At 71.8% G+C, this 23,114-nt stretch carries 19 protein-coding genes; 9 read left to right on the top strand and 10 right to left on the bottom strand.

The window, feature by feature from the left end; translation table 11 throughout:
• Positions 1-112 precede the first annotated feature (112 nt).
• Positions 113-424, top strand: coding sequence for a hypothetical protein (locus tag ACTJKO_RS10085; RefSeq protein ID WP_440688236.1), 312 nt, complete (start codon positions 113-115; stop codon positions 422-424).
• 234 nt (positions 425-658) lie between these two features.
• Here the strand turns inward: ACTJKO_RS10085 and ACTJKO_RS10080 are convergent, their stop codons facing one another.
• Complete coding sequence (locus ACTJKO_RS10080; RefSeq protein ID WP_440688234.1) at positions 659-1,732, bottom strand: FUSC family protein; 1,074 nt, start codon at positions 1,730-1,732, stop codon at positions 659-661.
• Between the two features lie 80 nt (positions 1,733-1,812).
• On the opposite strand from ACTJKO_RS10080, the gene ACTJKO_RS10075 reads away from it, so the two are divergent.
• Positions 1,813-3,057 carry a phosphotransferase enzyme family protein gene (locus ACTJKO_RS10075; protein ID WP_440688232.1) on the top strand — a complete coding sequence of 415 codons (1,245 nt, stop codon included), beginning with the start codon at positions 1,813-1,815 and terminating at the stop codon, positions 3,055-3,057.
• A gap of 745 nt (positions 3,058-3,802) precedes the next feature.
• A complete protein-coding gene (locus ACTJKO_RS10070; RefSeq protein ID WP_440688230.1) occupies positions 3,803-5,938 on the top strand; it encodes a DEAD/DEAH box helicase in 2,136 nt (711 codons plus the stop codon).
• A 123-nt stretch (positions 5,939-6,061) separates the two neighbouring features.
• Here the strand turns inward: ACTJKO_RS10070 and ACTJKO_RS10065 are convergent, their stop codons facing one another.
• Positions 6,062-6,334 (bottom strand): mycoredoxin, encoded by a 273-nt coding sequence (locus tag ACTJKO_RS10065; protein ID WP_440688228.1) that lies wholly within the window; start codon positions 6,332-6,334, stop codon positions 6,062-6,064.
• A gap of 115 nt (positions 6,335-6,449) precedes the next feature.
• Here ACTJKO_RS10065 and ACTJKO_RS10060 point away from each other — a divergent pair, with 115 nt between their 5' ends.
• Positions 6,450-7,985 carry a CYTH domain-containing protein gene (locus tag ACTJKO_RS10060; RefSeq protein ID WP_440688226.1) on the top strand — a complete coding sequence of 512 codons (1,536 nt, stop codon included), beginning with the start codon at positions 6,450-6,452 and terminating at the stop codon, positions 7,983-7,985.
• Positions 7,986-8,040: 55 nt separating this feature from the next.
• Here the strand turns inward: ACTJKO_RS10060 and ACTJKO_RS10055 are convergent, their stop codons facing one another.
• A complete protein-coding gene (locus tag ACTJKO_RS10055; protein ID WP_440688224.1) occupies positions 8,041-10,212 on the bottom strand; it encodes a S9 family peptidase in 2,172 nt (723 codons plus the stop codon).
• Positions 10,209-11,438, bottom strand: a complete 1,230-nt coding sequence (locus ACTJKO_RS10050; RefSeq protein ID WP_440688222.1) for a Fic family protein — start codon at positions 11,436-11,438, stop codon at positions 10,209-10,211. Before ACTJKO_RS10050 ends, ACTJKO_RS10055 begins: the two co-directional genes overlap by 4 nt.
• Positions 11,439-11,565: 127 nt before the next feature.
• On the opposite strand from ACTJKO_RS10050, the gene ACTJKO_RS10045 reads away from it, so the two are divergent.
• A complete protein-coding gene (locus ACTJKO_RS10045; RefSeq protein WP_440688220.1) occupies positions 11,566-12,765 on the top strand; it encodes an amidohydrolase in 1,200 nt (399 codons plus the stop codon).
• Positions 12,766-12,978: 213 nt separating this feature from the next.
• Here ACTJKO_RS10045 and ACTJKO_RS10040 read toward each other — a convergent pair whose 3' ends face one another.
• Positions 12,979-13,869 carry an aminodeoxychorismate lyase gene (locus ACTJKO_RS10040; protein WP_440688218.1) on the bottom strand — a complete coding sequence of 297 codons (891 nt, stop codon included), beginning with the start codon at positions 13,867-13,869 and terminating at the stop codon, positions 12,979-12,981.
• 35 nt (positions 13,870-13,904) lie between these two features.
• A complete protein-coding gene (locus ACTJKO_RS10035) occupies positions 13,905-14,255 on the bottom strand; it encodes a tryptophan synthase subunit alpha (protein WP_175351148.1) in 351 nt (116 codons plus the stop codon).
• 57 nt (positions 14,256-14,312) lie between these two features.
• Between ACTJKO_RS10035 and ACTJKO_RS10030 the strand changes: the two genes are divergently transcribed.
• Positions 14,313-14,819 (top strand): 8-oxo-dGTP diphosphatase, encoded by a 507-nt coding sequence (locus tag ACTJKO_RS10030; RefSeq protein ID WP_440688216.1) that lies wholly within the window; start codon positions 14,313-14,315, stop codon positions 14,817-14,819.
• Here ACTJKO_RS10030 and ACTJKO_RS10025 read toward each other — a convergent pair.
• The 3 genes from ACTJKO_RS10025 to ACTJKO_RS10015 all read right to left on the bottom strand — a co-directional run bounded on the left by ACTJKO_RS10025 (position 14,816) and on the right by ACTJKO_RS10015 (position 18,470).
• Positions 14,816-15,100: a hypothetical protein gene (locus ACTJKO_RS10025; RefSeq protein ID WP_440688214.1), complete on the bottom strand. Its 285-nt coding sequence runs from the start codon at positions 15,098-15,100 to the stop codon at positions 14,816-14,818. The genes ACTJKO_RS10030 and ACTJKO_RS10025 overlap by 4 nt on opposite strands.
• A 28-nt stretch (positions 15,101-15,128) precedes the next feature.
• Positions 15,129-16,703, bottom strand: a complete 1,575-nt coding sequence (locus tag ACTJKO_RS10020) for an ABC transporter permease (protein WP_440688212.1) — start codon at positions 16,701-16,703, stop codon at positions 15,129-15,131.
• 78 nt (positions 16,704-16,781) lie between these two features.
• Positions 16,782-18,470 (bottom strand): cation:proton antiporter, encoded by a 1,689-nt coding sequence (locus tag ACTJKO_RS10015; RefSeq protein ID WP_440688210.1) that lies wholly within the window; start codon positions 18,468-18,470, stop codon positions 16,782-16,784.
• A 115-nt stretch (positions 18,471-18,585) separates the two neighbouring features.
• Here ACTJKO_RS10015 and ACTJKO_RS10010 point away from each other — a divergent pair, with 115 nt between their 5' ends.
• The 3 genes from ACTJKO_RS10010 to ACTJKO_RS10000 all read left to right on the top strand — a co-directional run bounded on the left by ACTJKO_RS10010 (position 18,586) and on the right by ACTJKO_RS10000 (position 21,795).
• Complete coding sequence (locus ACTJKO_RS10010; RefSeq protein ID WP_440688208.1) at positions 18,586-19,842, top strand: anion permease; 1,257 nt, start codon at positions 18,586-18,588, stop codon at positions 19,840-19,842.
• Positions 19,842-20,138 carry a hypothetical protein gene (locus ACTJKO_RS10005; RefSeq protein WP_440688206.1) on the top strand — a complete coding sequence of 99 codons (297 nt, stop codon included), beginning with the start codon at positions 19,842-19,844 and terminating at the stop codon, positions 20,136-20,138. Before ACTJKO_RS10010 ends, ACTJKO_RS10005 begins: the two co-directional genes overlap by 1 nt.
• A 181-nt stretch (positions 20,139-20,319) precedes the next feature.
• Positions 20,320-21,795: an aspartate ammonia-lyase gene (locus ACTJKO_RS10000; RefSeq protein WP_440688204.1), complete on the top strand. Its 1,476-nt coding sequence runs from the start codon at positions 20,320-20,322 to the stop codon at positions 21,793-21,795.
• Positions 21,796-21,909: 114 nt separating this feature from the next.
• Here the strand turns inward: ACTJKO_RS10000 and ACTJKO_RS09995 are convergent, their stop codons facing one another.
• The gene (locus ACTJKO_RS09995) at positions 21,910-22,995 is read right to left on the bottom strand and encodes a YihY/virulence factor BrkB family protein (protein WP_440688202.1); all 1,086 of its coding nucleotides are present in this window, start codon (positions 22,993-22,995) and stop codon (positions 21,910-21,912) included.
• Between the last annotated feature and the right edge of the window lie 119 nt (positions 22,996-23,114).

Genomic DNA, 23,114 nt, shown 5'->3' with positions numbered 1-23,114 from the left:
TCCAGGTAGAACGGTCTGTCCCTCGTTCGTGGGACGTGAGGACTTCTTCTGTCGTTGCTAGGCTCACGCTCCGGATGCGGCGTACCCGACGCCCGTCCGCACTGGGGGCACCATGAACGACTCGCCGGAACACCCGGCCCTCGTCCGTCTGCGTGCTGAGCTCGACGCCGCCTGGAAGGGCATCGGCGTGCTCGGCGACATGGAGGACAGCAGCCGCGACCGTGTCGTCGCCGAACTCCGGACCGCCGTGCCCGACGTGGCGAGCCGAGCGGCACGGGCGGCGGGAGCGGAAGCGGCCGTCGCCGAGATCAACCGGTTCGCCCAGGTCGAGGTCGTGTCCGGCGACGCGGCCCTGCCGACCGCGACGATCTGGGACGACATCGTGCACTCCGCTGCCGAGGCGGCGTCCGCGGCAGCACGCTGACGCGACCGACCCGGGCGGCGCGGGGGCCGGTCGGAGCCGCACCGCGCCTCCAGGCCGTGCCGAGCCGACCCGCTCCGCGCGGTCGCTTCTCGCGCCCAGCGACAGTTCACGGGCTCGTGGCCGCGTGAACTGTCGCCCAGCGCGTGAACTCGCGCTGAGCGCCACGGCGCACCGCGCCGTGCCGCGCAGACCCGCGCCGCGCCGCGCCGCGCCGCGCCGCGCCGCAGCCGCCGGTCAGTCGTCCTCGCCGAGCAGCTCCTCCCGGATGCGCCGGATGTCCTCGAGCAGCGCGCCGATGAGCACCCAGTGCCGCGAGTTCGGCCGGATGACCTCGAGCGGTGCCGTGAGTGCGGGCCCGGGATCCTCCGCAGTGTCCGTCAGGTCCGCCGATGTCACCGACGTCGTCGCCGTCGCCTCGGACGCCGCCACCCGGGCCCCGAGCGCGCGGACCTCGACCGCGATCCGGGCGACCTCGGTCGCGATGCTGCCCACCACCGGGTCGGCGCGGAGGTCCGGCGCGGTGTTGTCGTGGATCGCGCGGGTCATGCCCGTGGCACGGGTGACCAGCACCCGCAGGTGTTCGGCGACCGCGATGTCCTCGTCGAGGATCCGACGGTGACGACCGCCCCGCGGGTTCATGGTGAGCGACTCACGGGCGGCGGTGAGCGACGCCTCGGCGCGCGCGTGCTGCTGCCGGAGGGCTCGGGCCTGCAGGAGTGCCTCGTGCCAGCGGTCCTGGTCCCACCCCTCCGTGAGGCCGATGGCGATGCGTTCGAACGCCCCCGCGGTGTCACGGGCGAGTCGGGCGACCGCGAGGTGCGCGGGCCCGAGCAGCACCGGCGGCACGATCGCGGCGTTCACGGCGAGTGCGACGACGGCGCCGAGGACGGTCTCGAGGATCCGGTCCGCCGAGTAGTTCGGCGTGACGACCCCCGCCGTGAGCACGAGCATCCCGCTGATGCCGACCTGCGTCGCCGACGTCGGGGTGAGCCGGAGCGCCCACGCGATGAGGATCGCGAGCACGATGACGAGCAGCACGACCCACACCGTGTCGCCGAGCAGCAGGTGGAAACCGGTGGCGAGGACGACGCCGAGGACGACGCCGGCGCTGCGTTCGAGGCCCTTCACGAAGGACTGGTTGATGCTCGGCTGCACCACGAGCAGCGCGGCGATGGCAGCGAACGTCGGGAACGGCCCGTCGATGAGCACCCGGCAGAGCAGGACCGCTGCGACGACCGCGACCGCGGTCTTCACGACCTGCAGGAAGGGCGTGCGACTGGAGCTGCGGAGGCGCGCGACCGGGTTCACGACGACCACGGTAGCCACGGGGCGCACGCCGAGCCGTGCACGAACGCGACGAAACCCGTGCAGTCCGGTTGACTGGTCTCGTGTGGCCCAACCATGAGCGCGTCATCCCGCAGGCCTTCGCCGGCTCCGGGACCTCCGTCGTGGCCGCGCGGGCGCACTCGGTGGAACCGTCGGGGAACGGCTACCTCTACGGCTACGAGGTCGACACCGTCGACCGGAACGGTCAGCGCGCCACCGTCCTGACCTACGTCGACACCGGTGGGACGCACGACCAGAACAGTGCGATCGTGACCGACCCTGCCACCGGCGACCCGGTCTCCGTGTGGGCGTACCCGAACGACCCCGGCCTGCCGGTGCTGCCGCAGGTCACCTACCGTGACGCGGTCGCGGAGCTCCTCACCACGCTCGGCATGCCGGTCACCGATCCGACCCTCACGGTCGCGGCGTACCGACCCGGCAAGCGCGCGGTGGTCCGGGTGGACGCGGCTGAGGGCACGGTGTTCCTCAAGGTCGTGCGTCCGCACCGCGTGGCGCCGATCGAGAAGACGCACGAGCAGTTCGTCCAGGCGGGGCTCCCCGTGCCGCGGGTCCTCTCGAGTCGCGGCGACGGGCTCCTCGTGCTCGAGCGCATCCGCGGGGTGCCCGCCGGTAGCCGCATCCTCGACATCGCGGACGACCCGCGCTTCGTGGCGTCCCTCGCGGCGCTCACCGGGCGGATCGCGACGGTGCCGATGACGCAGCAGGCACGTGCCGACGCCATGGACCACGCGGACTGGCACCGTCGGACGCTCGTCGCAGCGCTGCCGCAGGACGCGGAGGAGATCGACGGGCTCTACGACGCGATCGGCCGACGGTCGATCGGCTGGGCGACGGCGACGAAGCAGGTCGTGCACGGCGACCTGCACCTCGAACAGGTCTTCGTCGACGAGGACGAGCCGTGGCGGATCTCCGGACTCCTCGACATCGACACTGCCGGCTGGGGCTTCCCGGTGCGCGACATCGGCGCGGTCGTGGCGCACCTCGTCGTCACCGGGCTCTGGCACCGGTCGCGTGGAGACGCGGAACGAGGGGCCGCAGCCGAACGGCTCGCCGACGCCGTCGCCCGGGACTGGGTCGCGCGGAACCCCGACCAGGCCGACCGCATCGGACCGGCGATCGGCGCGCAGCTGCTCGCACACGCCGGCGGGCAGGCGACGACCGGGTCCGCGAACGGCATCCACACGGCGGAACAGCTGCTCGCCGCGACCCAGGTGGCGTTGGCCGAGGCGACGCCGATCGTGCCGTCCGACGGGCTCGTGCGGCCGCGGTCCGCGCCCCAGGCCTGACGCCGCGCGAGTCTCGGCCCGGCGCCGGGCGCGAATCTCGGCCCGGCTGACGCGAGTCTCGGGCTGGGCGACGGTCCGCGGGCATCGGCGGGCGAGGCCTGTCGCTGGGCGCGAGTCTCGGCGCGGCCGACGCGAGTCTCGCCCTGCGGGGTGCGAGTCGCGGCCCTGCGGACCCGAGTCTCGGGCTGGGCGACGGTCCTCGGGCATCGGCGCGCGAGGCCTGTCGCTGGGCGCGACTCTCGGCACGGCCGACGCGAGTCTCGGGCCAGCGCGTGGCGGGCGCGACCGGGTGACGGACGGGAGGCGCGGGTCGGGCCGGCACCGCGCCTCCAGGCCGTCAGCAGGACCGCCCAGGAGGCACGACGCGCGCGGGCGGCGTCGAGTCGCCCCTGTCGGTGGTCGGGGAGTAAACTGAGCGTGCACGCACCGCGTTCCCGCGTGCCGCGTCGATTCCGGACGCAGCAGTCGGTCACTTGATCGACGTGGGAACCGGATCCGTGGTCGTCCCGAGGGGACACCACGTGCGTGTGACGGCGCCGGATCCCGGCGCGGACCGTCGCATCCGGTACCCACGGTGGCCGCGATGGGAACGGTCCGCGGGACTCCACCGGACGTCCCGAGGCGGGGACCGGCGACGCGGGGGCCACGGTGGCTCCCGCACACCGGAGCCGTGTCAGGCACCGGTTCAGGACTTCCGCCCCGACGGGCGGCTCGCCCGGCACGAACGGGCGGAACAGGAGGAGCGTTGGCTCGATCAGGCACCCGGCGAGCAGCCGGCGGGACGCGGACCGCGTCGCGTCGCACCAGGCCGCTCGACAACGACGGCGTCATCCCCGTCCTCGCCCGCGCCGTGCGCGAGGTGGAGGCGGCGGCGCAGCGTGGACCGCTCAAGGCGTCGAACCGCTCGAAGTTCCAGGCCGTCGCCCTGCTCATGCGCGAGGAACGCGCGCGGGTCAAGGCGGACACCGAGCTCACCGATGCGCAGCGTGCCGAGCAGCTCAAGCGGCTCGACGGGGTCGCGACGATCCTCGCGAAGACGGCGGCCCGCGACACGAGCGTGATCCAGCTCCTCACCGAGGAGGCCTCGGTCAGCGAGGCGACCCGGACCGTCAAGCGCGACATGATGATCGCCGGCGGCATGGAGCTGCAGCCCGAGGAACTCGTCATCGCAGCCGAGCCGTCCCCGGTCGTCGAGACCCCGGTGCGCGCGGTCGTGCCGCAGGCCGTGGTGCAGCGGCAGCTCGCGAACCCGTTCCTCCCGCCGGACTTCGCCCTCGCCGACCAGCCGGTCGCGCACCCGCGACGCCTCGCGAACTGGGAACTGTTCGGTCCGCTCTTCAAGTCGTTCGAGTACGGCGCGGGCGGGGGAGCGGCGTCGATGCCGCTGCCGGAGCCCACCACGCTCCACTCGAAGTCCGGCACCACGCTCATGAAGCACCAGGCGGAACTCATCGCCGCCGCCGCGCAGGGGCACCGCACGTTCCTGCTCGCCGACGAGCCCGGCCTCGGCAAGACGGCGCAGTCGCTGCTCGCCGCCGACGCCGCGAACGCGTTCCCGCTGCTCGTGGTCGTGCCGAACGTCGTCAAGACGAACTGGGCGCGTGAAGCGTCGCGCTGGGTGCCGAACCGGACCGCCACGGTGATCCACGGCGACGGGGACGACCTCGACGGGTTCGCGGACATCGTCATCGTGAACTACGAGATCCTCGACCGGCACGTCGGCTGGCTCTCGAACTTCGGGTTCAAGGGCATGGTCGTCGACGAGGCGCACTTCATCAAGAACAAGGACTCGCAGCGCTCCAGGTTCGTGCTGCAGCTCGCCGAGGCGATCCGCTCCCGCACCGCCTCGCCGCTGCTCATGGCCCTGACGGGGACGCCGCTCATCAACTCCGTCGAGGACTTCCGCACCATCTGGGAGTACCTCGGCTGGATCGACGACAAGAAGCCCCGCGCGAAGCTCATGAACGAGCTCGAGGAGATCGGGCTCACCCCGGCCGACCCGGGCTTCTTCGTCGAGGCGCGCAAGGCCGTCATCGACCAGGGCATCGTCCGGCGCCGCAAGGTCGACGTCGCGGCGGACATCCCCGCCCGTCGCATCGCCGACATCCCGGTCGAACTCGACGACGAGGTCGGTCGTTCCATCCGGGACGCCGAGCGCGAGCTCACCGCGAAGCTCGTCAAGCGGTACCACCAGGCGCTCGACGCACGCACCGGGCAGGACCCGGTCGTCGGCATCGACCACAAGCTCGTCCGGCAGGTCGCCCGCTGGGAGCTCGAGGACCAGGACGCCTCGTCGACCGGCGAGAACGTGTTCTCGATGGTCCGTCGGATCGGCCGTGCGAAGGCCCAGCTCGCGGCGGACTACGCCGCGCAGCTCGCGTCGAACGTCGGCAAGGTCGTGTTCTTCGCGAAGCACCTCGACGTGATGGACCAGGCGGAGGAGGTCTTCGCCCGCCGTGGCCTGAAGACCGCGACCGTCCGTGGCGACCAGACGCCCGCGCAGCGCACTGCCGAGATCGACGCCTTCGTGAACGACCCGGACGTCGCCGTCATCGTCTGCTCGCTCACCGCGGCGGGCGTCGGCCTCAACCTGCAGGTGTCGTCGAACGTCGTGCTCGCCGAGCTGTCGTGGACGAGCGCCGAGCAGACGCAGGCGATCGACCGCGTGCACCGCATCGGGCAGGAAGAGCCCGTCACCGCGTGGCGCATCATCGCGGCGCAGACGATCGACACCAAGATCGCCGAGCTCATCGACTCGAAGGCGTCGCTCGCCGCTCGTGCGCTCGACGGGTCCGACGAGGAAGTGGTCGACTCCGGCGACATCCAGCTCGACGCCATGGCGGCGCTGCTGACGGAGGCGCTGGAGCGCGGGGCGAAGTAGGGGCCGGGCGCCGGGTGTGGGGCGCCGGGGGTGCCCGCACCAACGAACCACGAAACCGACATCGAACCCGGCTCTGCGCTCGGTTCGATGTCGGTTTCGTGGTTCCGGCAGAGCGTGCGTGCGTCAGACGCGCGACTGCACCTCGGCGAGGGACGGGTTCGTCGCCGTGCTGCCGTCCGGGAACACGAGCGTCGGCACGGTCTGGTTGCCGCCGTTCACCTCGGCGACGAGTTCGGCCGTGCCCGGTGTCTGCTCGATGTCGACCTCGCGGAAGGGCACGCCGGCCTTCGTCATCTGGTTCTTCAGCCGCGCGCAGTAGCCGCACCAGCTGGTCGTGAACATCGTGACGGCGCCGGCCTCGGGCACGAACGCGTCACGGGTGAGGGTCTCGCTCATGGGCTCAGGGTAACCCCCGCGTCTGGCATCCCCACACGGCCGTCGCGACCCGGTTCTCCACAGTCGCACCCGCACGGTTCGAGGAAGACGGCGATGCCCTGGTAGACAGGACGGCGTGAGCGACACGCACCTCGAGATCGAGCGCACCTACGACCTGCCCGAGGGCGGCGACCTCCCCGACCTGATCGGCGCCGGCGGCATCCTCCGCACCGAGCACCAGGAACCCTTCGACCTCGACGCCACCTACTGGGACACCGAGCGGTACGACCTCGTGGCCGCCCGGGTCACGGTCCGTCGACGGACGGGCGGCCCGGACGCCGGCTGGCACATCAAGCGCGCCGCGTCCGACACCGTCCGGCACGAGGAACACTTCCCGCTCACCGACGACGCCGACTCCGTCCCGGACGACGTCCTCGCAGCCCTGTTCACCGAACGTCGTGGTCGCGGACTCCGCCCGGTCGTGCGGATCACCACGACGCGCACGGTCACGCGCCTCCTCGACGAGGACGGCGACCAGGTCGGCGAGCTCGCGGACGACCACGTCACGGCGCAGCGGCTCGACGACGAAGCGCCGGAGTCGCCGCGCACCTGGCGCGAGGTCGAGGTGGAAGCGGTCGAGGGCGTCGACCCGCAGATCGCACACGAACTGTTCGCGGCGCTCGACGGGCGGTTCGCTGCCGTCGGCGCCGGCCCCGCCGCCGTGTCCTCGAAGCTGGCACGTGCGCTGGACGGCGCACCGGCACCGCGCCTCCAGACCGCTGACCGTCCCGAGAAGGGGACGGCTGCCCGCGCGCTGACGAAGCGGCTGCGGAAGCTCCGCAGCGCGCTGCTCACCCAGGAGGCGCTGCTCCGCTCCGGCGGGCAGGCGGACCTCCACGAGACGGCGGAGACCGCACTCGGCATCGCCGCGGTCATCGGGTCGTACCGTCCGGCGTTCCCCGCGACCGAAGCGGTGGACCGGGCGGCCGAGGCCGCCGATGGGCTCGCCGCCGTGACCGCGCGGGCCGCCCTGGCGGAGTACCTCGTCGACCGTCTGCCGCGGGCGTCGACACCCGCGCAGGATGCGCTCGTCGACAGCATGACCCGGGAACGCATCCTCGCCGCGACCCGGGAACGCCGGTCCGTCGCCGTCCGCGACGTGGTGGCGTTCCTCCATGGTGAGCCGTTCCTCGAACTGCTCGACGTGCTCGACGACGCGGTGGAACGGCCGGCACCGACGGATTGGTCGCTCCGGTCCCCGAAGCAGGTCGCACAGGACGTGTCCGCCGTCGAGAAGCCGCGCGTGCGGCAACTCGTGCGGGACGCGGTGGGCGACGACGACGAGGACCCGTCGGCCGTCCTCGATCGGGAAGCCGCTGCGCGCGAGGCCACCGAGGCGGCTTGGCGAGCGGCGACCCGTGCTCGGGTGGCGATGGACGTCCTCGGCGACGATGCGTTCCCGCACGCGCTGTGGAAGCGGATCGGCGACGCGGCCGACGTCCTCACCGAGCGCGTGCGGTCGCTGCACGCCCTCGACGTGCTCCGGGTCCACTCGGGCATCGCCGAGCGCGGAGGCGAGGGCACGTTCGGGTACGGCGTGCTGGCCGGCGACCGGGTCCGGCTGGCGGAGCAGTCCTACGACGAGGCGGTGCACGCACTGAACCGCGTGTGAGCCTGCGCGCGGGCGGCTCCGGTCGACAGCTGCGGGCCGTCGACCGGAGCACGCATCAGCCAGCGGCGATCGGGTTCGCGTTCGCCGCGGCGGGCGACACCTCCGCGAGACCGAGCACGTCCAGGAGCCACGCGAGTTCGAACGCCCGCTCCTTCCACGAGTCGTACCGTCCGCTCACGCCACCGTGCCCAGCGGACATCTCGGTCTTGAGGAGCACCGGAGCACCGACCTCGCGCAGCTTCGCGGTCCACTTGGCGGGTTCGACGTACAGGACGCGAGTGTCGTTGATCGACGTGACGGCCAGGATCTTCGGGTACTGCACGTCCGACCGCACGTTCTCGTAGGGGGAGTACTCGCTCATGTAGCGGTACACCTCGGCGTCGTGCAGCGGATCGCCCCACTCGTCCCACTCGATGACCGTCAGGGGGAGTTCCGGGTCGAGGATGCTCGTCAGCGCGTCCACGAACGGCACGGCCGCGAGGATCCCTGCGAAGCGCTCCGGCGCCAGGTTCGCGACCGCTCCCATGAGGAGGCCGCCGGCGCTGCCGCCCTCGGCGACGAGTCGGTCGGCTGCCGTGCGACCGGTGTCGATCAGGTGGGCGGCGACGGCGACGAAGTCCGTGAAGGTGTTCTTCTTCGTGAGGGTCTTGCCGTTTTCGTACCAGTGCCGTCCCATCTCGCCACCGCCGCGGACGTGTGCGACGGCGAACACGACGCCGCGGTCCAGCATCGAGAGGCGCATCACGCTGAAGCCCGGGTCGATGGAGTGCTCGTACGAGCCGTAGCCGTAGAGGTGGAGCGGAGCCGGGCCGTCGGTGTCCAGCGCGTCGCGACGCCACACCAGCGAGATCGGGATGCGCGTGCCGTCCTCCGCCGTCGCCCAGTCACGCTCCTGCACGTAGTCGGCCGGGTCGTAGCCGCCGAGGACCGGCTGGCGCTTGAGGACGGTCACCTCACCGGTCGCGAGGTCGAGGTCGCTGACCTCCGACGGGGTGACGAACGAGGTGAAGCCGATGCGGAGGGTCGGTTGGTCCCACTCCGGGTTGCCACCGAGGCCCGCGGAGAACAGCGTCTCGTCGAACGGGACCTCGTGCGCGTCGCCGTAGCCGTCGCCCTCGATGGGGATGATCGCGACGCGGGGGAGTGCTTCGGACCGGTACTCGATCGCGAGGTGCCCGGCGAACGCGTCCACCGACTCGATCCGTCGCTCGGGGTGGTGCGCGACGACCACGCGGCGGTCCCGCTCGGAGGTCGGGTCGTCGGCGGGGACGTCGACGAGCTCGAAGTTCTCAGCGCCGTCGTTGTGCAGGATCAGGAACCGGTCGCTGCCGCCGACGATGGCGTGCTCGATCTCGTACTCGACGCCCTCGCGCCGCGGCCACACGACCTGGAACTCGCCGGTCGGGTCGGCGGCGTCGAGGACGAGCGCCTCGGAGGTGATCTTCGACCCGAGTTCGATGACGATGTACTGCGACGAGCGGGTGACCCCGACGCCGACCCAGTACCGGTCGTCCGGCTCCTCGAACACGACGACGTCGTCGGCGGCCGCGCTGCCCACCGTGTGTCGCCAGATCCGGTCGGGCCGCCAGGAGTCGTCGACGGTCGGGTAGAACACGTAACGGCCGGACGGGTCGAAGGTGGCCCCGGCACCGGTGTTCGGGATCTCGTCGCCGAGGTCCGCACCGGTCGTCAGGTCCCGCACGTGCAGGGTGTACCGCTCGTCGCCCTCGACGTCGATGCCGTACACCAGGCGCGTGCCGTCGTCACTGATGTCGTACGTGCCGAGGGAGAAGAAGTCGTGGCCCTCGGCGAGCGCGTTGCCGTCGAGGACGACCTGCTCGCCCGGCAGCGTCGCGGCACCCTCCGCCACCGCGGGCGGGGTCCAGTCGTCCGGCCCGGTGATCGGCGCCCGGCAGTGCACGCCGTACTGGTTGCCCTCGGCCGTCCGCGTGAAGTACCACCAGTCGCCCATGCGGACCGGCACGGAGAGGTCGGTCTCCTGCACGCGTCCCTTGACCTCGGCGAAGATCCGGTCGCGCAGGCCGCCGAGGTGCGCGGTTGCGGCGTCCGTGTAGGCGTTCTCCGCCTCGAGGTAGGCGAGGGTCTCCGGCGATTCCTTGTCGCGCAGCCACTCGTAGTCGTCGACGAACTCGATGCCGTGGTGGGTCCGCGTCACGGGCCGCTTCGCGGCGGTGGGAGGGGTGGCCTGGGTGTCCTCGCTGCTCACCACCCCACCCTATTCGCCCGCTGTGTGACGGCGGCCCGGACGCGGTCACCGAACGCCGTGAGTTCGGCGGCGGGGGCGGTGCCGACCCAGGCGCGGCGGCGTTTCCGCTCGGTGACGGGGCGGAGCACTCCGGCTCGGCAGAGATCGTCGACGACCTGCTCGATCGCCGGGTCGTCGCCGTCGAGCAGGTCGTGGAGGCGGTCGTCGGTGAGGATCGGGTCGTCCACGAGGGCGCCGACGACGACGTCGTGCGGGCCCCGCCGAGCGCCGGCCGGGCGGAGCCCGTGGGCGATCGCGGCGAGGTCCGTCTCGATCTCGGCGAGGTGCAGTGCCGTGAGCGTGGCCTCGTCGCACACCGTGCCGATCGCGATGGCGAGGTCACGGATCCATGCGTCGACGGAGCCGCGTCGGAAGCACTCGAGGTGCCAGAAGTAGCGGTTCCGCTCGGCGACGAGCGCGCTGGCCACCGGCACGGTGACCACGCGCGTCAGCCCCCGCCGCCGGAGCACCGCGGCGATCAGCGCGCGGCCGATCCGTCCGTTGCCGTCGGTGAACGGGTGGATCGACTCGAACTGGGCGTGGCCGATCGCGGCCTGTGCGATCGGGTGCAGGTCGTCACGGTCCAGGAACGCGAAGAGGTCGTCCATGAGCGCGGGGACGAGGGCCGGTGGTGGCGGGACGTGGCGTGCGGTGCGGGGTGTCAAGCCGCCGCCGATCCAGTTCTGCACGTCGCGCCACCGGCCCGCGTACCGCCCGTCGACCGGATCGTCGCGCATGAGCGATCGGTGGGCGTCGAGCACGGCCGCTTCCGTGATCGTGCCGGCGTCTGCGGAGGACACGAGCCGGTCGATGGCCCGGCCTGCGCGGACCACGACCGTCGCGCTCGCGTTCGCCCGGATCCCGACGACGGCCCGGGCGACGTCGTCGACGGAGGCGGGTTCCTCCTCGATGCGGGAGGACGCCACCGCTTCGGTCCGAGCGAGCACCCCGCCGAGGGCGGCCAGTTCGTCGCCGTGGTGCGCGTCGAGCGTGCGGAGTGCCGTCGTGGCGCGGGCGAGCAGTGCTGCCGTGTCGGGATCGGGCGACCACCTGGCGTCGGCGATGCTGGGCGGCACCGACGCCTCGACCGAGGTGGTCTCGCGGTCGGGCCGTGGCCTCCGGGTGGCACTGCGCCACGGCAGCGTCGTCGTCGAGTGGGTCGGCCAGGGGTGCTCCGGGCGGTGCATCGTTCCTCCGGGTGCGAGTGCGGGTGCGGGCGTGGTCCGAACGTAGGCGGAGGCCCTTCGGGACCGCCAACCCTCGGTATTCCGTATGCACGACCGGGACGTCGGTCGCGGTCGGTAGCGTGGAGGCATGAGCAACTCCTTCGTCGTCACGAACGCACACGTGGTCCCCGTCTCCGCCCCCGAGTTCGACGGCGGTGCGGTCGTCATCGAGGACGGCCGGATCACCGCCGTCGGCCCCGACGTCACCCCGCCGCCCGGTCTGCCCGTCGTCGACGCGGCGGGAGCGTGGCTCGTCCCCGGGTTCGTCGAGTCGCACGGCCACGTCGGCATCCACGAGGAAGCCAACGGTGAGGCCGGCAACGACACGAACGAGATGACCGGTCCGAACATGGCGGGCGTCCGTGCGATCGACGCGATCGACATCGACGACGAGGGCTTCCGCGACGCGCTCGCGGGCGGCATCACGAGCATCGTCGTGAAGCCCGGTTCGGGCAACCCGATCGGCGGCCAGACCGTGGCCATCAAGACGTGGGGTGGCCGCACGATCGACGAGCAACTCATCTCCGACGCCGTGAGCATCAAGAGCGCGCTCGGCGAGAACCCGAAGCGCGTCTACGGCGGCAAGGGGCAGACGCCGTCCACCCGCCTCGGCGTGGCGAAGATCATCCGCGACGCCTTCGTCGAGGCGCAGAACTACAGGGCAGCCCGCGACGCCGCCGAGTCGAAGGGCGATCCGTTCGCACGCGACCTGACGAAGGAGACGCTCGTGGGCGTGCTGGACGGCGAGCTCGCCTGGGACCAGCACACCCACCGCCACGACGACATCGCCACCGCGATCCGCCTGTCGGAGGAGTTCGGCTACCGCCTCGTCGTCAACCACGGCACCGAGGCGCACAAGATCGCCGACGTCCTCGCCGAGAAGGACATCCCGGTCATCTACGGGCCGCTCTTCACGAGCCGTTCGAAGGTCGAACTCCGCGACCGCGGCATCCCGAACCTCGCGAAGATCGCCGCCGCCGGTGTGCGCGTCGCCATCACGACGGACGCTCCGGTCGTGCCGATCAACATGCTCGTCGACCAGGCGACCGCGGCGGTCAAGGAAGGCCTGCCGCGCCAGACCGCGCTCGAGGCCCTCACCACCAACCCCGCCGAGTTCCTCGGGTTCGGCGACCGCGTGGGCCGTCTCGCCGAGGGGTACGACGCCGACCTCGTGCTCTGGGACGGCGACCCGCTCGACGCCACGAGCCGCGCGACGCGCGTCTGGATCGAGGGCAAGCCGGTCTTCGAGTGGGCGGACGGTGCGGGCGTCACCACCCCGCGCTGGTAGCGGCCAGGCCACGGACGGGAGGCGCGGNGCGCCTCCCGTCCGTCCGGCTGTCCGGTCCGACGCCGCCGCGACCGCCCGAGTCTCGCGCCCACCGACAGTTCTCGCGCTCGCGACCGCGAGGACTGTCGCCCACCGCGAGACTCGGCCCGCCCCGCAGCCCCCGCGAGCGCGCAGCGCGCGCGGGCCGCGCGAGCGCGCAGCGCGCGCGAGCCGTCAGACCTCGCGCGCCAGCAGGAAGTCGTTGATGCGCGTCGTCAGCTCGGCGTCGATCGCACGCGCGTTCCCGTTCACCTCGCGGATCGGCGCCGCCTGCCGCACGCTCGACACGAGCCACGCCGCGTCGGCCGCGTTGAAGTCCGCGAGCGTGACGAGCTCGTACGCGGTCTCGATGCCCGCCTCCTCCGCGAAGCGGAACACGTCCGCCTGCGTCGTGCCGGCGAGGATGCCGATGTCGGTGCGCGGCGTGACGAGCCGGCCTCCCACGGACAGGATGAGGTTCGCGCGGGTGCCCTCCAGCACGTAGCCGTCGGTGGAGACGAACACGGCGTCGTCGGCGCCGCGGCGAGCGGCCTCCCGGAGCGCCGCCATGTTCACGGCGTAGGACAGCGTCTTCGCGCCCTGGAGCAGCCACGGCGAGGTCCGCTCGACGTCGTGCCGGTACCCGCGGTCGAGCGTGACGACGGAGATGCCCTCGGTCCGCGCCGCGGTCGAGTCGCCGGAGGGTGCCGCGTACACCCAGCCCGTCGGCCGGTCGGTCCCCTCGACGCCGCGCGTGAGCACGGTCTTCACGAACGCCTCGCGCACCGGGTCGAGTCGAGCGCAGACCGCCTCGATCGCCTGTCGCCACGCATCCGTGTCCGGCGCGGGGAGGTCGAGCATCGCGGCCGAACGACCGAATCGGGCGAGGTGCGCCTCGAGTGCCTGCGGACGACCGTCGACCACGGTGATCGTCTCGAAGACGCCGTCACCGCGGGTGATGCCGAGGTCCTGCACCTGGATGTGCTCCTCGAGCGGCTTCGCCCACGTGAAGGCGTCCGCGGCGGGGTCGTGCGGGGCGGCGTCGCGGGAGGGCTGGTTGAGGACGGCGAGGACGGTTTCGGTCATGGCACCCATCCAACCGCAGCCGGGCCGGGAACGGGCTACCCGGCCTCGGGCAGCGCGCCCATGAGCTTCCACACCGCCGGTGTGAGCTCGGGGTGCTGCAACGCGATCCGACGGAGGCGGTGGTACTCCTCGCCGAGCCTGGTGCCCTGGCCGGAGGCAGGGTGCATCGACCACTGCGCGCTCCGCTGGCCGATCGCGGCGTCGAGCTCGACGGCGTCCGCACGCAGGATGAGCACGACCTGCTCGTCGACGGTGGGGAGCGTCGGCATGAACTCCCACGGGTCCTCGCCCTGGCGGCTCCGGTGCTCGACGATCATCGAGATCTCCTCGGCGGCCTCGGCGCGCAGCACTTCGAGGCTGCGCCCGGTCCTGCGGGGCTCAGCCATGGTGCCCCCGCAGCACGCCTGCCATGGAACGATGCTACGCCAGGCCAGACTGGACCCGTGACCGCACGCGACGAGACGAAGTCCCAGCACGCCCCGGTCGTGGTCGTCTACCTGCTGCGGGCGGGGGAGCACGGTCCGGAGGTCCTGCTCGGCGAGAAGCGCCGCGGGCTCGGAACCGGCCGCCTGGTCGGGCCGGGCGGCAAGCGCGAGCCCCGTGAAGCACCGGCCGCGGCGGCCGTGCGCGAGGTCGCGGAGGAGGTCGGCCTGCGGATCGACGTGGCCGACCTGGAGGCGCGGGGCACGTTGGACTACCGGTTCCCGTACCGGCCGAGCTGGTCCCAGGTCTCGGACGTCTTCGTCTGCCGCCGCTGGCACGGCAGCCCGTCGGGCAGCGACGAGCTCGAACCCCGGTGGATCCCGGTCGACGCCGTGCCGTACGACGCGATGTGGGACGACGCCCGCTACTGGTTGCCGGGCGTCCTCGCGGGGGGATCGGTGCGGGCGCGGTTCACCTTCGCCGAGGACAACGCCACCGTCGCCGGCTGGACGGGTACCGCGTTCTAGCGGGTCTGCGTGCGCGTGCTGCCGGTGCGGGCTTCCTCGGCGGCGGCGATGACCTCGGCGTCGCCGCTCCGGCCACCGAGCGGGCGGACGAAGAAGTCGACGATGCCGAACACGATCGCGCCGACCATGGCGAACATCGCCCAGCCCACGAAGAGCCCGGCGACGTTGCGGCCGTCGGCGGGGGCGAGCACCACGCTCGCGACGTAGAAGCCGACCGTCAGCACGAGGAACACGACGACGACGGTGACGAGGACGCGGTGCCAGGCGATGCGGGGGTTCATGGTCCCCAGGATACGCGGCCGTGCGCGCTCAGCGATCCGCGTGCCTCCCGTGCGGGCGCTCGCCGGACGCGTCGGGGCGGGCCGGTGCCCTGGTGTCGTCCACGCGTGGGGCGGGACGGTTGCGCGGACCGTTCTGCGTGCCTCCCGGCCGCTGCGCGGAGCCGCTGCGCACCACGGGGATCCGCCCGGTCGGCGTGGACTCGGTCTCGAGACCGTCCCGGCCGCCCATGAAGACGTCGCCGCTGACCCGCTCGTCCTCCCAGTCGTCGTCGCGCAGCACGCTCAGCGTGCCGGTCTCGGTCGACGTGAGGCCGTGCCGTTCGAGCTCGGCGTCGCGCTGCTTCCCGAGGAACTCGCGGTTCGCGTTCTGGGCGTCCTGGAACATCGTCGTGCGCCCGGTGAGGATTGCCCTGATGCGGCGGTGCTCCCACCACATCTTCCCGAAGTACATGAGCACCAGCCCGGCTGCGGCGTAGCAGGCCATCGTCACGAGTCCGCGGGTGGGTCCGGGGCCGACTCCGTAGATCTGGTGCTTGATCATCTCGACCATGCTCGACCCGACGACGACGTTGTTGAGCCACGCGAAAGGCTCCGGCATGAACCACTTCGGGTAGGCGCCACCGGACGACGGCATGGAAAGGAACACGAAGCAGATCATGGCGGGTGCGGCGATGAACCGGCCGACGAAGTAGCTCAGCCCGTTGACCGCCAGGCCGATGGCGACGATCCAGCCCCAGGCGATGAGGACGAGTTGGATCCAGTGCCCGTGGATCGCGCCGACGACCGGTCCGGCGAGCGTGTTCGTGATGAGCGAGATCACGAGGCCGCCGACGACGATCACCGCCATCCGGGTGCGGTGTCGGAGCGGGCCGCCCATGATGCCGATGAACATCGCGACCATGTACCCGCCGATGCACCAGGCGAGCATGACGTACATGGCGACGGTGCCGTACTCGTCGTAGGCGGGCAGGGGTGCCAGTTCGGTGATCTTCGGCGCCGCGACGCCCATGGCGGTGAGCACGGTGCTCAGCGTCACCGGGACGAGCGAGGCGACCTGGAACTGGTGTGCGGAGGCCTTGAACACCTCGTTCGTGGCCGGGTCGTACGCGACGGCCATCGTCCCCGCGACGACGTCACGCTTCGCGACGGCGAGGGAGTCGTAGACGTGGAAGACGTACTCGCCGGGGAGCGCCTTCTGCACGGCGGCCGGGAGGGCCGGGTCGCTGCCGATGATCGCGACCGGGACGTCGTGCGGGTGCGGTGCGTGGAACGCGAAGACGTAGCAGAGGCAGAAGCCGACGATGAAGAACAGCGGCATCCACAGCTGCAGGCCGATGAGCTGCAGCGACGGGTGCAGCGTGCCGTACCAGCGCCGGTACCGGCCGATGCGCTGCGGTTCCGGGACGGGCGCCTGACGGGGGCGCGTGGTCCGGCTCGGTCGACCCGGTCGCGTCCCGGCGACCGCTGCGCCCCGGCGGGGCTTCGAGCCGCCGCGGGTCGACGGACGTGTCGCGCGCTGCTTCGGAGCGGGGTGCTGCCGCGGCCCTCCGTCACGTTCCGGGAGGTCGTTGTTCCTGGGGACGTCGTTCCGCGGTGTGCTCACTCGGCGATGCGCTCCTGTTCTGGGTCGGGCCGCCAGGATACGCTCGCGAACCTGTCCGCGCGTCGCTGACGGCCGTCGTCAGGACCGGCTGCGCGAGGCCTGGGCGGAGTCCATCGCCAGTTCCTCCGCGTCGAGCGTGACGAGCACGCGCCGCATGACCTCCTCGTCGAGGTTGCCCTTCTCGCGTTCCTCGAGCACGATCTCGCGGCGACGGTCGAGGAGCTCCCGTCGGATGTCCTGGATCTGCGAGCCCCGCAGCCGGACGGGGGCCTTGCGCTCCTCGTCCTCTTCTTCCTCGGCGTCGCGACGGAAGGTCTCGGCCTGGCGTTCGAGTCGCGCCTTCAGCCGGTTCACGACGGTGTCCGTCGCCTCGGCGCCGTACCGCTCCGACCAGTCCGGCCGACGGCGCTCGAGGAGTTCGATCGCCGCTTCGGTGGTGCGCTGGTTGAGGCGCATCTCGCTGCGGAGGTCCTCGTCGTCCTCGTCGGGGTCCTGCACCTTGAGCGCCCGGATGACGAAGGGGAGCGTGAGGCCCTGCAGGAGGAGGGTGCCGACGGTCACGATGAACGCGATGATGAAGATGGTGTCCTGCGCGGGGATCTTCGTCGGGTTGGCGACGACCGACACGGCGGCCGCGAGGGTGACCACGCCCCGCATGCCCGTCCACGAGATGACGGTGAGCTCCCGCCAGTTGAGCTTCGGTTCGGCCGTGCCCCGGAGCCACCGCAGGGACGGGTGCCCCCGGGAGAGCCGGACCCGCAGTGGTCGCAGCCACCGGCCGTTGATCCGGTTCCGGACGTACGACTCGAAGACGAACAAGGGTCGGACGATGATCACCACCACGAGGACGACGCCCGCGGCGGTGAGGGTCTGCGTGAGGCTGCGATCGCTCTTGAGCAGGTCGTCCACCACGGTGTGGAGCTGCAGACCGATGAGGGCGAACACGAAGCCCTCGAGGATGACGTCGATGCTCGTCCACAGCGGGCGTTCCTGCAGCCGGGTCGCGTAGCCCTCCTTCGGCGAGTTGTACCCGATGTAGAGGCCGGCGGTGACGACCGCGATCACGCCGGAGCCCGACAGGTGCTCCGCCAGGATGTAGGCGACGAACGGCAGCAGGATGCTCATGATCGTCTCGACCACCGGGTCGTTGATGCGCATCCGGATCCAGTGCACGAGCACCCCGAGCACCCCGCCGACCGCGAGTCCGACGCCGATCGCGAGCCCGAAGATGCCGAGGTCCTGCCAGACGGTCAGGGACGTCCCCGCGATGATCAGGGTGAACACCCGCACGAGGGTCAGCGAGGCGGCGTCGTTGATGAGGCTCTCGCCCGACAGCACCGTCATCACGCGGCGGGGGAGTCCGAGCTTCCGGCCGATCGCGGCAGCGGAGACGGCGTCCGGCGGGGCCACGATCGCGCCGAGCAGGATCGCGGCCGGCAGCGTCATGTCGGGGATGAGGAAGTACGCGACCGCCCCGACCGCGAGCGCCGTGACGATCACGAGGAAGATGCCGAGGCGGCGGATCTGCTTGATGGAGGTGCGGAAGCTCTGCCACGACACGTCGAGTGCGGCGGAGTAGAGCAGCGGCGGCAGGATGACGGTGAGGATCACCTCGGAGTCGATCTCCATCGCGGGGAGCCCCGGCAGGAACGACGCCGCGAGTGCGACCGCCGTCACGAGCAGCGGCGCCGGCAGGCCCTTGGCCCGGGCGAACCCCGTCACCGCGAGCGATCCGACCAGGAGGATGAGGAGCTCGACGGTGTCCATGCGGTCCATTCTCCCAGAGGCATGGGCCGGACCTGAACGAGTGTGAAGGGAAGGTGAACGTCAGGTTGCCGGCAGGGTTTGCCTCGCGGGCGTCCGCCTGGGACACTGGCCCGCGGTGGACATCACACTCATAGTCGTCCTGGTCATCGCGTTGGCCCTCTTCTTCGACTTCACAAACGGTTTTCACGACACCGCCAACGCGATGGCGACCCCGATCGCGACCGGTGCGATGAAGCCCAAGGTGGCGGTCACCGTCGCCGCGGTGCTCAACCTCGTCGGGGCGTTCCTCAGCACCGCGGTCGCGACGTCGATCTCGCACGGCCTCATCAACGAGGGGCCCGGGGGTGTGGCGATCTCGCCGGAGATGATCTTCGCCGGCCTCATCGGTGCCGTCGTCTGGAACATGATCACCTGGCTGCGCGGCCTGCCGTCCTCGTCGTCGCACGCGCTGTTCGGCGGACTGATCGGTGCCGCCATCGTCGGTGCCGGGTTCGGCTCGGTGAACTACGCCGCGCTGTTGACGGTCGTGATCATCCCCGCGTTCCTGTCGCCGGTGATCGCCGCGCTCGTGTCGTTCCTGTCGACCCGGATCGCGTACCGGATCACCAGGCGCCCGGTGTTCCCGAACGAGCGCGGCGGCTTCCGGTTCGGGCAGATCTTCACGAGCTCGATGGTGTCCCTCGCGCACGGCACGAACGACGCGCAGAAGACCATGGGCGTCATCACGCTCACGCTCATCGCCGCCGGGGCCCAGTCGTCCGAGCAGGGCGTGCAGTTCTGGGTCGTGGTCGCCTGCGCGCTCGCGATCGCCCTCGGCACCTACACCGGCGGCTGGCGCATCATCCGCACGCTCGGCTCGGGCATCACGGAGATCCGTGCGACGCAGGGCTTCGCGGCCGAGGCGTCCACCGCTGCCACGATCCTCGCTTCGAGCCACCTCGGGTTCGCGCTCTCCACCACGCAGGTGTCGTCCGGCTCGATCATCGGTGCCGGTCTGGGTCGCCGCGGGTCGAAGATCCAGTGGTCGACCGCAGGCAAGATCGTCATCGCGTGGTTCATCACGCTGCCGGCATCGGCCGCCGTCGGCGCAGTGGCGTCCGGCATCGCCCGCCTGGGCGTCGCGGGGCTCGTGATCGACGCGCTCATCGGTGCCGCGGTCATCCTCGGCCTGTACCTGTGGTCGCTCCGCAAGCCGCACGAGCAGGCCGCCGCGATCGAGGTCGACGTCGCCGCGAACGCCGTGTTCACCCGCAAGGAGCTGCGCGACATGCAGCGCAAGAAGCGCGCCGACGCGGTCGCCGCGCGCCGAGCCGAGCTGAGCCGTGAGCGCACCCTGCGCCGCATGGCCGGCCGCAAGGGGGGTCGTCGCTGATGGGCATCGACTGGTTCGCCTTCCTCACCGTGGCGATCGTCGCCCTCGTGAGCGCGTGCTTCGTCGTCGCGGTCTACTCCGTCGGCCTGCGGCTCTGGAGCGCCGCCGACACCCGCGCGGGGAAGTACACCGTGAAGGACGACGGCACGGTCGGACCGGCCACCGCCGGCTTCCCGGTGCCCGGCGCCGCGAACGCCGCCGTGCGCTGGCTGCGGACGGTCTCCGTCGCCTGCTTCGTCGTCTCCGGCGCAGCGGTGCTCTACGGCATCTACCTGATCATCCCGCAGTTCCACTGACCCGACCGCGGGTCGCCTGACGCGACCACCTCCGGGCCTGGAGGCGCGGTGCCGGCCCGCACCGCGCCTCCCGTCCGGCGTCGCCGCCGTCCACGCGCGCCCACCGCCGCGTCCATCCGCGACGCGCCCGCTGTCCACGACGGCACGGACCCGACCGGCCGGACGGGCTACCCTCGTGGGCGTGACCGGCAACGAAGCAGCACACACCCGCACCGAGACCGACTCCCTGGGATCCCGGGAGGTCCCGGCCGACGCGTACTGGGGCATCAACACCCTGCGCGCGCTCGAGAACTTCCCGATCACCTCGGTGCCGATCGCGGTCTACCCGGACCTCATCGACGCCCTCGCGACCGTCAAGCAGGCCGCTGCCCGGGCGAACAAGGCGATCGGCGTGCTCGACGCCGAGCGCGCCGACGCCATCGACCGGGCCGCGCAGGAGGTCCGCGACGGTGCGCTCCGCGAGCAGTTCGTCGTCGACATCGTCCAGGGCGGCGCAGGCACGAGCACGAACATGAACACGAACGAGGTGCTCGCGAACCGCGCGCTCGAGATCCTCGGTCGGCCGAAGGGCGACTACGCGTACCTGCACCCGATCGACCACGTGAACCGGAGCCAGTCGACCAACGACACCTACCCGACGAGCGTGAAGCTCGCACTGATCTTCGGGGTGCGGCGGCTCACCGACCAGCTGTCCCTGTTGTCCGACGCGTTCGCGGAGCGCGGCCGCGCGTTCGCCGACGTCCTCAAGATCGGGCGGACGCAGCTGCAGGACGCCGTGCCGATGACCCTCGGCCAGGAGTTCACCGGCTTCGCGCACACCATCCAGGAGGACGTCCTCCTGCTCCGCACGGTGATGCCGCTGCTCGCGGAGACGAACCTGGGCGCGACGGCCATCGGTACGGGCATCACGGCCGACCCGCAGTACCGCGACGAGGTCCGGCGGCAGCTCCAGGAGGCCAGTGGCCTCGACATCGTGACCGCGCCGGACCTCATCGAGGCGACGAGCGACGCGGGCGCGTTCATGACCCTGTCCGGCACCGTCAAGCGCAGCGCCGCGAAGCTCTCGAAGATCTGCAACGACCTGCGGCTGCTCGCGTCCGGACCGCAGGCGGGGCTCGGGGAGATCACCCTCCCGGCACGCCAGGCGGGGTCGTCGATCATGCCGGGCAAGGTCAACCCCGTGATCCCGGAGGTCGTGAACCAGATCGCGTTCGCCGTGGCCGGAGCGGACACCACGGTGACGATGGCGGCCGAGGGCGGGCAGCTCCAGCTCAACGCGTTCGAGCCGATCATCGCCCACTCCATCCTGCAGTCGCTGCAGTGGATGGCGAGCGGGTGCGCGACGCTCCGCGAGAACTGCGTCACCGGGATCGAGGCGAACGAGGCGAAGCTCGCGGCGCAGGTGGACACGAACGTCGGGGTCGTCACCGCCCTCACGCCGTACATCGGCTACGCGGCAGCGGCGTCGATCGCGCACACCGCACTCACGACCTCGACGCCGATCGCGACGCTCGTCACCGCTGCCGGGCTCATGGAGGAGGACCAGGTGCAGCGCGTCCTCTCGCCGGCGCGCCTGTCGGGCATCGAGCTGGCGACGGGGGCGATCCCGGTCGTGACCGAGGAGATGCTCGACGCCGAGGCCGCGCGGCGGCGCTGACGGGCGGGGCGGCGCTGACGCGGAGGGGCGGCGTGCGGCGGCGTTGACGGGGCGGGGCGGCGTGCGGCGGCGAGGGCGTCCGTCGGCGGGCAGGGGCCCCGCGGGCGTGGGGTCCTAGGGCATGGGCCGTTCGCCGACCCGCACCTGCCGGGACATCTGGCGCAGGTGCTCCTCGACGGGCGTCGGGTCGGGCTGCTCTTCCTCGGCGATCTGCGCCGAGAGCTCGCGCACCCGGTGCGCCGCGGCGATGTCCGCGTCCCGCCACCGGGCGAGCGTGAAGTTCCGCGTGACGTCCCGGAGCGGCAGGCGGATCGACTCGTCGGCCTCGATCCCCGCGAGGAGCTGCCGGATGCGGATCACCTCGGAGTCGAGCTCGCCCCCGACGACGAGCACGAAGTTGGAGATGTACAGGTACACGAGCAGCAGGATCGCGCCGCCGAGCCACCCGTACGCCTTGTTCCCGCCGCCCACCGTCTCGACGTAGAGCGCGAAGCCGAACGTCGCCAGCGCCCAGGTCACGATCGCGAACCCGGCTCCGGCGGACACCCACCGCAGCTGCGGCGTCTTCACGTTCGGCGTCGCGTAGTACAGCACGGCGACCATCACGACGAGGTCCGCCGCCAGGATCGGCCACTTCGCCACGTTCCACACGTCGTCGATCCAGGGCGCCCACCCGAGCTGCCGGATGATCGCGGCGGAGATCGTCGGCGTCCCGAGCAGGATGACGATCCCGATCGCGCCGCCGACCATGACGAGCAGCGTGACGAGGAGCATCATGCTGCGGAACTTCCAGATCCGCCGCCCCTCCTCGACCTCGTACGCGGTGTTCATCGCACGGCCGAAGGCGGTGGCGTACCCGGACAGCGACCACAGGGTCAGGACGAGCCCGATCGTGAAGCCGAGCCACGGGTTGTCGAGCGTGAGCAGCTGCCGGAGCGGTCCCTCGAGGTGCTGTGCCGTCTCGGCGCGGACAATGAACCCGAGCACCTCGATGATGTCCGACAGGCTGTCCCCGTGCCGGTCGACCACCGAGAGGGCGGAGACCACCGTCAGCGCCGTGGGGAAGACGGTCAGCAGGGCGAAGAACGTCAGGGAGGCGGCGGCGTCGACCACCCGGTGCCGGATGACCGAGTGGTAGGTGCGGCGGACGACGGCGCGGACTCCCGTCCGCTGGAGGTCGCGCGCGGCGCTGTCCGGCATGTGTCGTACGGTACCCGACCGGTGACCGACGGGAGGCGCGGTGCGGCCCCGACCCGCGCCTCCCGTCCGCGCCAGCCGAGACTCGCGGCGCGCAGCCCGAGACTCGGCGTGAGCGACGG

The sequence above is a fragment of the Curtobacterium sp. 22159 genome (assembly GCF_052045775.1).
Classification (GTDB): domain Bacteria; phylum Actinomycetota; class Actinomycetes; order Actinomycetales; family Microbacteriaceae; genus Curtobacterium.
The sequence above is the reverse complement of the archived record's forward strand: the minus strand, read 5'-3'. Positions and strand labels throughout refer to the sequence as shown.